This is a genomic window from Paenibacillus sp. FSL R5-0519 (assembly GCF_037974275.1).
Lineage (GTDB): Bacteria > Bacillota > Bacilli > Paenibacillales > Paenibacillaceae > Paenibacillus.
The window spans coordinates 2,052,713-2,064,660 of sequence record NZ_CP150234.1 but is presented as its reverse complement, the minus strand read 5'-3'; the positions used below and the strand labels follow the sequence as shown (position 1 = coordinate 2,064,660).

Below are 11,948 nucleotides of genomic sequence, written 5' to 3'. Positions count from 1 at the left end.
TTTTTTTTAGAAAACTTTTTAGAAAAAGCTCCAGTCGAATTCCTTGGACAGACGCTCAAGCAGATGCACGCCTGCAAGGCTGTTACCTTTGCGATTCAGAGCGGGTCCAATCACTCCAATACCGAACTGTCCCGGTACCAGAGTCAGAATCCCTCCGGATACCCCACTTTTGGCGGGCAAGCCAACTTCAATGGCAAATTCACCTGACGCATTGTACATCCCACAGGTCGTCATGAAGGTTTTCGCAATCTGTACATACCGACGAGGGATGAGTTCTTCACCCGTAATCGGATCGGTCCCATCGTAAGCCAGAACCAGCGCCATTCGTGCCAAGTCCGCACAGGTCACTTCAATGGAACAATGACGGAAATACACGGCAAGTACATCTTCCACGTCATCCTTGATCACACCATTATGCTTCAAGAAATATGCCAGTGAACGATTCAGGTGACCACTCTCCGACTCGGACTTGAATACATCCTCGTTATAACCCAACTGATCATTATGCGCGAGCCTACGGAAGAACTCCAGGATTCGCCGTGATTTCTCCTCTTTGCAATCTCCTCCAATGAGGGAGGACACCGTAATCGCGCCGGCATTGATCAACGGATTGAACGGAATTCCGGGTTCAACCAGCTCGAGCTTGATCATCGAGTCGTAATCATCGCCTGTAGGTTCTTTTCCTACATTAAAGAAGACTGCTTCTTCTCCATGATCCATTAAGGCCAGAATTAAGGTGAAGACTTTGGAGATACTTTGCATCGTAAATGGCACACCGCAATCCCCTGCCGACACATGATTGCCTTCGGCGTCCATGATATGTATACCCAGCTCATCCTGAGAAGCTTTGACAAGCTCCGGGATATAAGAAGCGACTTTACCTTGCCCTGTGTGCAACCGACTGGTCTCCAGCCACTCCGGCAGTAAATCATTCAGACGCTCCATGGTTGTATTGCTCATATGTCATCTCCTCCACATCTCTATATGTACCTCTTGCATGAAATGTGCATGGTGAGCGCCCATATCATTAATGAGCAAAGAGCTCCATCCATCCCATGCAAGATGCCTCATATGTCTGATTACCCGCAGAACAGTTACTTTACCGCTTCATTTGAAGATCTAACTCCAAAATCTCACCAGGAAGACCATCATAATCACCTGTCCAGGTGGATACAAAGTTCTGTCTGGTTAAAATCTGGCGGGAAGCGACGTTAGACGGATCGATAACAGCATAGAGCGATCCAATCCCTGCGGCTTGTGCCTGGATAATCAACCGTGACGCAATGGATGTGCCTTGGCCTTTGCCCCAATGTTCGGGCAGAATCATATAACCTATTTCAGCCCGATTCGGGTCTGTCTGATCTGGAATCAGTTTGGCATAGGCTACTCCCGCACCTTCTTCACTGAATACTCGGTAATGTCCACATGTGGAACGTTCATTAAACTCCAGCATGGATTCGAATTGCGTTCTCGCCTCTTGCTCCGGTATTGCCCTTTCTGTAATCTGTTTCATCACTTCCGTATTGGAAACCAATGCGTAATAATCGTCAAAATCAGGTTGTGTGTATTTAATGAATTTCATGATATGCCTCCTCTGGGGTACATAACTTGGTCTTGGTGTTGTTGAATTCACCTAGAGTATAACAGAAGCGAATGATGGAATGCACACAAGGTACCCCACTTGCAGGCAGCCAGATGGTCCAATAGGCCAACAGTCTGGTCAGCAATTTGGCAACAGTAGATACCAAAAAACGGTCTCATTTGGAGACCGCTTTGTTTACTTTGTTTTTAATTTGCTTTTTAAGATGAAGAAATATTCTCTGTTCTGTGCTTCCAATGCATGCTATTAGCTTGCCCGTGATGAAGGCTTAAGGTTCATCTGTTTTTCACGTTGACGTGCACGACGACCTTGACCTGGAGGGGTAATGATCAGTGCGAGCAACAGGGAGACTGCACAGAGTACGGCAATCACGATGAAGGTTAGATGGAACCCGCCCAGCAGGGCGCTGATGAATGATCCTGCCAAAGCACCAAATCCAAAGCCCTGATAGATCACGCCATAGTTTTTGCTCTGATTTTTCAGTCCGAAGTAATCAGCCACAATCGCCGGGAATACCGTAATGTTACCGCCGAAGCAGAATGCAACGGCCGCCACACAGGCGAAGAAGATCCCGAAGGTCAATGGAACCAGACTAAGTGTCATGACAGCTACAGCTGTCACCAGCAGCGCACCAGCGATGACTTTCATTCGTCCTACTTTGTCCGACAGCGCACCGAGAATAATACGTCCTGCCGTGTTAAAGATCGCAACCATGGCCACTGCGTTGGCAGCTGTAGCTACATCTAGACCTGCAAGCTGTACACCGATGTCTTTGACAATACCGATCAGATAAAGACCGCTCATACACGCCGTGAAGAAAATAACGAACAACATGTACGCTTCTTTTGTACGCAGCATCTCTTTCACCGTGTAGTCCTGACGCGCCACCACTTGTTTCGGGCCATTCTTGCTTGCCGGAGCCTGTTCACGAACAACCGCTTCACGGATCAGGAATGATCCGGCAACCACCAGAACCAGAACAATAATGCCCCAGTACATAAATGCCTGAGCAGGACCAACGGCCCCGATCAACGCCGAGTTCACATATTTGAACAATAAACTACCGGTACCAAAAGCTCCGACTGAGATCCCCGAGATCAGACCTTTACGTTCCGGGAACCATTTGATCAGATTGGACAACGACGTAATGTACGCCGTACCATCTGCAAAACCAACGACAAATCCAGCCAAAATATACAGCAGAGTTAACGAAGAGACTTGGGAACTTAGAATAAGACCCAGCCCAAGCACAACCCCGGCCACACGGATCAGGCGCTGAAGACCCCAACGTTCCTGCAACCGCCCTGCAAACAATGTGGCAAATGCCAAAGCAAAACTGGTAATTGAAAAAGTTATCGCGACCGAGCTGACGTCCCATCCGAAACGATCAGACAGCGGTTGATTGAATAAACTCCACGTATAGATGGTTCCAAGACCCATTTGTACAATGATAGTCCCCAAAACAATAAGCCAGCGGTTCATTTTTGTAGGTGTAATTGTTGATGTAGGTGCTGATGAAGCGGATGAAATAGCTGCTTTCATCGTGATCTCCCCTTTGCCGATGTCATATACATGAATGCGTTCACAAGGTAATCATACATGAAAGGGGATTCATTACACCGTTTTGAGCATGAGTTGCATCAGATGCGGAATGAAATGCTTCTAGATGCGCATGAGTTGCCTGAACTCTTTGACCTTCCCGCGACTCACGGGCACTTCAGCTTCCAGATCGCGCAGGCGAAGCAGGTACGTATTGTTGAACCAAGGCACGATTTCACGGATTTGCGACAGATTTACAACGTACGAACGGTGGCAGCGAAAGAACGTATCCTGTGGCAGACGGCTGTGAAAATCCGATATGCTCACTGGCATGGTGAACTCCCCATTTTTGGTATATACCTTCGTTACTTTCTCTTGCGCTTCCGCATAGTAGATATCTGCCGTATCCGTAACAATAATATTGTCATTCCGCAGCAGATTAATTCTTCTGTTCGTATGGGAATTCGTATCTCGTACCAGTTCACCGTGCGCAGCAGATCCGTCTTCCATAGGGGCTGGTCCATCCTCAACATGTTGCTCCATCTGCGTATCACGCTTGAAAGCCATCTCCAGCTTATGGAGCATCGCAGCGATTCTCTTCTCGTCATAAGGCTTCAGAATATAATCGAACGCCTCCAATTCAAAGGCTTCTGCTGCATGTTCCTTATACGCCGTAGTAAATACAATATAGGGTTTGGTTGCAAACTTCCCAATATGATGGGCCAGCATCATGCCGTCCAGCGAGGGAATATTGATATCGAGGAAAATGACGTCAACTTCTTGTTCCTGTAAAAATTTCAGTACATCCAGCCCATCTTCAAGGCGATCCACCACCTCAATGTGACTATGTTCCTGAATTAAATAATTCAATTCCTCGCTTGCCAGAATCTCGTCTTCCACAATAAGAGCTCTCATTGATCCATCATCACCTTGTTACGACATCTCCTTTGGGCACATCAAATAAAATATCGGTTCCTTGTTCCAGCCGTGTAATGGTTACACCTTGTCCGTAAATAAGCTTGACCCGGCGATGCACATTATACAGCCCGATCTGGTTACCAGGCATACGGTCATGGTAGACCCGTTCAATAATATCTGCACTGATACCTGCTCCTGTATCACTGACGCTGATTCGCACAAAATCCGGATAATCCTGTACCCGAATTCGAACAGTCCCAGGTCCTTTCACCTTGAGAATGCCATGAATAATGGCATTTTCGACGAGCGGCTGAATGACAAGACTCGGGATATGCACCGCGACCTCATCAATCTCATAGATTACATTCAGTCGGCTGCCAAAACGCGCTTTCTCAATCTCTACATAATTACGGACCTGCTCCAGTTCCTTATGAATATCAATTAACTCATCCGACAGTTCCAGATTGTACCGCATGTACCCGGATAGATTCACAATCAGCTCCCTAGCACGATCCGGTTTGGTGCGGATGGACGAAGCAATCGCATTTAGCGCATTAAACAGAAAATGAGGGTGAATGGTTGTCTGTAATGCGCGTAGCTCCGCTTTGTTGGCAGCAGCCTTGATCTCCTCTACCCGCGATACCTCCATCTGGGTTGAGATGATCTGCGACAGACCTACGGCCATCGTTTGCAAAGGATACGTAATTTTATAGGCTTTGCGATAATAGATTTTGAGTGCACCTGTAATGTCTCCTCGTTCTTTGAGCGGAATGATTAACAGCGAGTGGATATCCGGTGTTTTCTCATCAATGACATCATTACTGATTGTAATCTCCCCGCTGGATATCGTCTTCTTGGTCATCTCACTTATAATTTCATTGCCAATATGATATCGTTCCTCACCAAATCCTACATATGCTAGTACATTCCGGGTATCCGTGATCGCAACGGCATCTGCCTGAATATCCTCCTGAATAATACGGCAGATTTTGCGCAGAGAATCCTCATCAATCGATCGAAAATAAGGCAAGGTCTTGTTGGCAATCTCTAACGCGAGCTTCGCCTGACGAGCCGCAATCATTTCCTTTTCCCCTTCAACACTCTGCACCAGGAGCACAATTAGCCCAATGTTGACTTCACCCAGAATCATAGGCAGCGCAATCTTGGAAACAATATCTGCACCCAATGGATCGGGATAGGAAAATAGCAGGATCAGTAACATCGTGAGCGCTTCACAGATCATACCTGCACCAATACCAATAATCCATCGCTTAGGCTTGGCCGTATACTTATGTATATATCCGGAGACCAGACCTGCAAGGATACTCGTGATTAGACACGGTATGGCTGTGACCCCGTCCATATCGATCAAATACCGATGCAACCCGGAGACTATCCCCGTAATAATACCCACAGGCGCTCCAAACAAAATACCACCCGATAACACGGCGATGATCCGTACATTCACCAGTGAACCTTCAACATTAATGCCCGTATATGTCCCGAAGATGGCAAAAGCACAGAATAACAAGGTAACCGCAATAGACTCCTGCCACCTTAATTTCCCCTTTTGCAGAATCTGCCTGAACCTCGGCACCCTCGACAGAAAGAATAAAAATATAATCAGCAGCGCCGCTCGTTCAAATAAACCCAGCAGCATCGTAAACATTTCCAATCGTACTTCCTCCACATCTGTCTGAAAATAAAAGGTATGTCTCATTGTAATGCCAATCCGCCACAAGATCTATAAATTAAGCCTGATTCACACAACTCGTATGCAACAGTTTACCGCTCCCCCTATAGGAAAGCAAAGTACATCCTGTGAAAATCATAAAAAGAGTCATATGTAAAGGTCAACGATCCCTTCATATTTCCATAAAATCAACAAATACAGAAATTCCTATGATATAATTAATGACTTGTCATGTTATTCCAATTGGTCAAAAATTAATTACAGAAAGGTGTTCAAGCATGCTTGCCATTATACTCCTAGGTTCACTTCTGCTTTTTAGTCTAATATGGCTTATCCTATATGGTGTCTCCAGACGATCCAACGATCCGGATCGCTCATCAAAGCTTGTCCTGCAAATGATTCTATTTATTTCTATCCTGGTCTTACTTGTGCAAGACTACATCCTGAAAGAATTGCCTTCCAATAGCATTATCATTGTAGTTTTAATCATAACTTTAATATTCCTCAGCTCTTTTCCTGATCAAAGTAAGAGTTCAGCAGATAAAATTACATAAAAAATTCCATTTAATGCCAACTAAAACCTCCATCATCCCAACTGCTCTCCACCACAAAAAAGGTGTTCCATCATGTCATACATGACTAGTGGAACACCCCTTACTAAATTACCAAACAATCATTCATGTAATTTGGTTTTATAAAATGAACTCCAGCTACACAGTAACGGAGAGTGCAGAACCAATCTGAAGAAGCGAAGCGTGCGCCTTTATCCCCGGATTTTACCCTTTAGAAAGGGAATCCAAAAAATCCGGGGATAACAGCGATCGGAAGATGGTACTGCACTCGTAGTGGTCACGTGTAACACCCTGTAGTTCATTTTATCCCACCCAACATTACATCGAATCCCTACCTAAACATCCCCCACAGCTTAATCAAATGAAACGTATTGTTCGGATCAATCTTCTGCGCGAGTACAAACGCAACAAACTGCTCCTCCTGTGCCGCAGAAAAATTCTCATTCATAATGACTGCGGAAGACTTGACCAGCCTTCTGACTTTGGCCTTATCTTGCAGATCAGACTTGGTCACCCCATCAATCAACTTTTTGATACGCTCTTTGACAGCGGGGTTTTTCATCTTTAGTTTGATCCGCTCCACCAGTTGCGGACTAATTCCATATTGTTGGTAACCCAAAACGTATAGCACCTCCCAAAAAATGAACTCACTTCTTATTCATATGTCGGAAGGGCTTGTACACTTGTCTTTTTTTACAAAGGTAATATGAAAAACCAGCTATCAAAGCAAGCTTTAGTCAATCAGATCACCCTTAAATACTTGCTGTTGCTGTAGGAAATCACGCAAAGGTGCATAGTCCATAGACGTCCAGAAATTTACTTCCGCAATCAACTGGGATACATCATCTCGGGCTTGTTCCAGCACAGCAAAATCGGCAACCATATCAGCAAGACGGAACTCGGGCAATCCGCTCTGTTTGGTACCAAAGAAATCACCCGGACCCCGGAGATCGAGGTCCCGACGAGATACCTCGAATCCATCCTCCGTTTCCGTCATGACCTTCATACGTTCCTGTCCGACCTCTGTCTTGGGATCAGCAATGAGTACACAATAGGATGCATGGGCCCCACGACCAACCCGACCACGAAGCTGATGCAGCTGGGACAGACCGAAACGGTCCGCATCCATAATGACCATTAACGTGGCATTCGGCACATCGACCCCGACCTCCACAACGGTGGTGGAGACGAGCAGCTGAATATCATTGCTATAGAAGTCACGCATCATCTCTTCTTTCTCCGCAGCCGTCATCCGTCCATGCAGCAGACCTACACGATATTTCGGAAAGTTCTGCTGCATCTGCACATGCAGATCAATCGCATTCTGCACATCCAGCTTCTCCGACTCTTCAATGAGCGGACAGATCAGATAGGCCTGACGCCCCTGATCCACTTCTCGGGAGATAAACCCGAGCACCCGCTCCATCATATCGTGCTTGACCCAATACGTGGAGATCGGAATCCGTCCTTTCGGACGTTCTGAGATCGTGGATACCTCAATATCCCCAAAAGCCGTAATCGCAAGTGTCCGTGGAATTGGCGTAGCCGTCATCGTTAACACATCCGGGTTGTATCCTTTGCGTCGTAAAACGCTGCGCTGATTCACCCCGAAGCGATGCTGCTCGTCCGTCACCACAAGACCCAGATCACGGAAGAAAACATCTTCCTGAATCAGGGCGTGTGTCCCGACCACGATATCCATCATGCCCATTTGCAACGAGGCGATCAGATCTTTACGTTTACGCCCATTCACACTGCCTGTTAACAGGCCTACAGTTACCCCAAACGGTTCAAACAGCTTTTGCAGTGAACGCATATGCTGCTCCGCCAGAATCTCTGTAGGCACCATCAGAGCCCCTTGAAAACCGGATCGGACAGTTGTGTATAACGCAATTGCCGCAATAACCGTTTTACCCGATCCTACATCACCCTGCAATAACCGATTCATTGCATAAGGCGAACGCATATCATGCAGAATTTCAAGCTCCACCTTTTTCTGAGCATCTGTCAGTTCAAATGGTAAACTGCGTACAAACTCCCGAATCGTTGTATTGTCCGTGGTATGTACCACACCATCCATCCGATTCCGGTTGAGCGCGCGATACGCCTGCATTTTCAGCTGGAACAGAAACAGCTCTTCATACACCATCCGCTGTCTGGCCTGTTGGCCTTCCCGGTTGTCCTGTGGACGATGAATTCCCGCAATCGCCTGCTTTCGCGGCATGAAGCTGTATTTCCTCATCAAGGACTGGGGCAGAATCTCGGGAATCATATCTCCGAATTGGATTAATCCCTGATTGATCGTTTTGCGCATCCACTGTTGCGTCAGCTTGCCTGTGACCGAATATACAGGTTGCAGTGTACCTGAACGCCCATCGCCTTTATCGGGAAACTCCGAGTCGGTAACTGTCATCTGCATGCGTTTTTGTTCCCACTTCCCCGTAATCACAATCTCACGATTGGGCGTAAGCTGTTCTTTGAGAAAATGGCGATTGAACCAGGTAGCTGTAATCATCCACTCTTCCGTCATGATCTTACAGGTGAGACGGGACTTTTTGCCGTATCGTTGTAATACAGGAATGCCCATCACCTGTCCCTGGACCGTAATCTTGTCCCCATCCTTCACTTCACTAAGCGAACGCAGACGATAGTCCTCATAACGGAACGGATAATATTCAAGCAGGTCTTTAACAGTAGAGATGCCAAAGGCGTGAAGCTCTCCCTCTTTGAGAGCACTCACGCCGTTAATTTGCTTAACAGATATTTCTTCCAATTTCATGTCTAATCCCTCATTCCGGAACAGGCCACATAAAGATCGCAATGACACCAGGTCCAACATGACTGCCAATTACGGCTCCAATATTGGTATAGATCACTTCATTCACTGTAAAATGACCACGCAGCTGCTCTGCACAAGCGATCGCTGATCCCGGGTCAGCGGTATGACCTACCGCGAGGTTAACCCGTTTGCCTGCAAGATCCTTCTGGAACAGCTCAATAATACGTGCCATTGCCTTTTTATGACCTCTGACTTTCTCAACTGCGTAGATAACGCCTTCTTCATCAATAGACAGGATCGGCTTAATGTTAAGCAACGTTCCCAAGATGGCTGAAGCTTTGCCAATCCGACCGCCTTTTTGCAGATACTCAAGGGTATCCACGAGAAAGAACAATTTACGAGATTTTTGCATCTCTTCAATAGCAGCAGCGATTTCGACTGCTGACTTCCCCTGTTCGGCAAGTTCAGCAGCCTGTACCACCATTAGACCGTATCCATACGATGCTGACTTCGAATCCAGCACGGTGATGTCACCCTCACGCTCCAGCAAAGACTTGCCAAGCATGGCCGATTGGTAGGTACCACTCATGCCGGATGACAGGTGGATGGATACAATCGGGCGTTCCGGGTTCTCATCCAGAAGTGATTGATATACATTCATGAAATCAGTTGGAGAAGGCTGTGAAGTTGTAGGCAACACAGAAACCTTCTTCAATTTTTCGTAGAACTGTTCCGAAGTCAGATCAACGCCATCTGCATAAGTCTCTTCACCGAACAGAACGCGCAACGGAACAATATGAATCCCGTATTTGCGAATGAGTTCTTCGGGAATATCCGCCGTACTATCTGTTACTATCGCAACCTTGTGGCTCATGACTCTCCTCCTCTTCGCCAGAGTGCTATTGGTACCTGTTCAAAAACTCAACAAGAGACGTTTTGAACAACCTTTATTAGGACTCTACGGAGAACAAATAATAATACACAGGCTGTCCTCCACGATGTACCTCTACCTCAGCATCAGGATACTCTACTTCAAGCCATGCAGCGAGGGCAGCAGTAACCTCAGGGTCAGCTTCGTCCCCTTCAAGGATCGTCACTACTTCATCTCCGCTCTCCATCATCTGCTTGAGCAGACCTTCACATGCTTGAAGCATGACTTCATCCGTCGCTACAATTTTGGAGTTATGAATACCGATATAGTGTCCCGCCTTGATATCCAATTCATCATATTGCGTATCACGAACCGCATGAGTTACTTGACCGGACTGTACCCGGCTGATGGCCTCCAACATTTGGTCACGGTTCGTTTCCGCAGACTCATCTTCCTGGAATGCAAAAGCAGCAGCCATTCCCTGTGGAATGGTCTTGCTTGGAATAACCGTAATTCGGCGCTCATCTTCAAGCAGTTCACGTGCCTGCTCCGCAGCCAGTACAATATTCGAGTTATTCGGGAGTATGAATACCTGCTCCGCAGCAATGGAGCGAACAGCTTTTACAAAATCCTCCGTGCTCGGATTCATCGTCTGTCCACCAGACAGAACAACATCGACGCCAAGACTTTGGAAAATCTCTGCAATACCGTCACCGGAGGATACCGCAATAAAACCATACGGTGCCATCTCATCTGCAGGAAGCACAGCCTCTTCCATACTGCGTGCTGCCTCAGGTGGAATCTCTGCAAACAATTCAGGTGATGGAGCAATATCCATGCCTGCTGTCAGGAGATCCCGATGCTGTTCACGCATATTGAGAATATGAATCTGTGTAATCTCACCATAATGCAGTGCCAGATTCAACACATCGCCTGGAGTTTTGGAATGGACATGAACTTTGATAACTTCATCATCGGCAATGATAATGATCGAATCACCATTAACTGACAACGCTTTCCGGAATGCCTCATCATCAAATGCCACTCCTGCGTTCTCTCCAAGCTCACGATTAATGAAGAATTCCATATCATACAGGAATTCAATATCCTCCGTTTCCAATCTCGCCTGCGCAGACAATGGCATCTCAGGCGCAATCACCTGCTGCTGTGCAGGCTTCTTGATATCCACTTCTCCCGGTGCAGCCGGTTTCAAAGCAGATGCTGCCACGGATGGAGTTACTTCTTTGTTCAGCGAAGTACGATTCACACCGTCACTTTGCAGCAATACTTCCATAAAGCCCTCGTAGATATATACAAGCCCCTGACCACCTGAATCCACAACACCCACCTGTTTCAGTACAGGAAGCAATTCCGGAGTCATGGCCAGTGCTTCTTTTGCTTTTAACAAAACTTCATTCATTAATTCAGTAATATCATTCGTCCGTCTTGCGTAGTAGTTGGCATGTTTCGCCGCTTCCTTGGCTACGGTAAGAATGGTCCCTTCAACGGGTTTTACGACTGCTTTGTAAGCTGCGTCAACACCGTTCTGCAGGGCTGCTGCAAATTGGAGCGTATTCAGTTCCTCATAGGGAGCAGCTGAACGACTAAAACCACGGAACAATTGCGACAGAATAACTCCTGAATTCCCCCGTGCGCCCATAAGCAGGCCTTTCGATAGAATACCGGCAGCTTCGCCGATGGAGGCAGAACTTTTTCTTTTAATCTCTGCGACTCCTGCACTCATTGTCAAATTCATGTTCGTTCCCGTGTCACCATCCGGCACAGGGAAAACATTCAGGGAATTGACGTGCTCTGCATGCTGTCCAAGTTGTTCCGCTCCGGCAAGTACCATAGCGGTGAAATCTGTTCCATTTAAAGAACGTATACTCAAGTGAGAATTCCCCTTCCTAGCTTGATACACGAACACCTTGCACCAAGATGTGTCTGGTCTGTTCATGCGCTAACGCGGACTGCGT

10 protein-coding genes are annotated in these 11,948 nt (G+C 46.8%); all 10 read right to left on the bottom strand.

Going from position 1 to position 11,948, the window contains the following annotated elements; genetic code table 11:
* Window positions 1-18: 18 nt before the first annotated feature.
* The 10 genes from glsA to MKY73_RS09410 all read right to left on the bottom strand — a co-directional run bounded on the left by glsA (window position 19) and on the right by MKY73_RS09410 (window position 11,863).
* Entirely contained in the window at window positions 19-960 is a 942-nt protein-coding gene (gene glsA, locus MKY73_RS09455) for a glutaminase A (RefSeq protein WP_339235652.1), read from the bottom strand.
* A 139-nt stretch (window positions 961-1,099) separates the two neighbouring features.
* On the bottom strand, window positions 1,100-1,582 hold the full coding sequence (locus MKY73_RS09450; protein ID WP_339307062.1) for a GNAT family N-acetyltransferase: 483 nt from the start codon (window positions 1,580-1,582) through the stop codon (window positions 1,100-1,102).
* Window positions 1,569-1,748 carry a hypothetical protein gene (locus tag MKY73_RS09445; protein WP_339307060.1) on the bottom strand — a complete coding sequence of 60 codons (180 nt, stop codon included), beginning with the start codon at window positions 1,746-1,748 and terminating at the stop codon, window positions 1,569-1,571. Before MKY73_RS09445 ends, MKY73_RS09450 begins: the two co-directional genes overlap by 14 nt.
* Before the next feature lie 98 nt (window positions 1,749-1,846).
* On the bottom strand, window positions 1,847-3,082 hold the full coding sequence (locus MKY73_RS09440; protein WP_339308541.1) for an OFA family MFS transporter: 1,236 nt from the start codon (window positions 3,080-3,082) through the stop codon (window positions 1,847-1,849).
* 180 nt (window positions 3,083-3,262) lie between these two features.
* Window positions 3,263-4,054 carry a LytTR family DNA-binding domain-containing protein gene (locus MKY73_RS09435; RefSeq protein WP_339307059.1) on the bottom strand — a complete coding sequence of 264 codons (792 nt, stop codon included), beginning with the start codon at window positions 4,052-4,054 and terminating at the stop codon, window positions 3,263-3,265.
* A gap of 10 nt (window positions 4,055-4,064) precedes the next feature.
* Window positions 4,065-5,726 (bottom strand): sensor histidine kinase, encoded by a 1,662-nt coding sequence (locus MKY73_RS09430; RefSeq protein ID WP_339308539.1) that lies wholly within the window; start codon window positions 5,724-5,726, stop codon window positions 4,065-4,067.
* A 927-nt stretch (window positions 5,727-6,653) separates the two neighbouring features.
* Window positions 6,654-6,941 carry a stage VI sporulation protein F gene (locus tag MKY73_RS09425; protein WP_278299015.1) on the bottom strand — a complete coding sequence of 96 codons (288 nt, stop codon included), beginning with the start codon at window positions 6,939-6,941 and terminating at the stop codon, window positions 6,654-6,656.
* Window positions 6,942-7,055: 114 nt separating this feature from the next.
* The gene (gene recG / locus MKY73_RS09420) at window positions 7,056-9,101 is read right to left on the bottom strand and encodes an ATP-dependent DNA helicase RecG (RefSeq protein WP_339307058.1); all 2,046 of its coding nucleotides are present in this window, start codon (window positions 9,099-9,101) and stop codon (window positions 7,056-7,058) included.
* A 10-nt stretch (window positions 9,102-9,111) separates the two neighbouring features.
* Complete coding sequence (locus tag MKY73_RS09415) at window positions 9,112-9,975, bottom strand: DegV family protein (protein WP_339235667.1); 864 nt, start codon at window positions 9,973-9,975, stop codon at window positions 9,112-9,114.
* Between the two features lie 76 nt (window positions 9,976-10,051).
* Window positions 10,052-11,863, bottom strand: coding sequence for a DAK2 domain-containing protein (locus MKY73_RS09410; protein WP_339307056.1), 1,812 nt, complete (start codon window positions 11,861-11,863; stop codon window positions 10,052-10,054).
* Window positions 11,864-11,948: the final 85 nt, after the last annotated feature.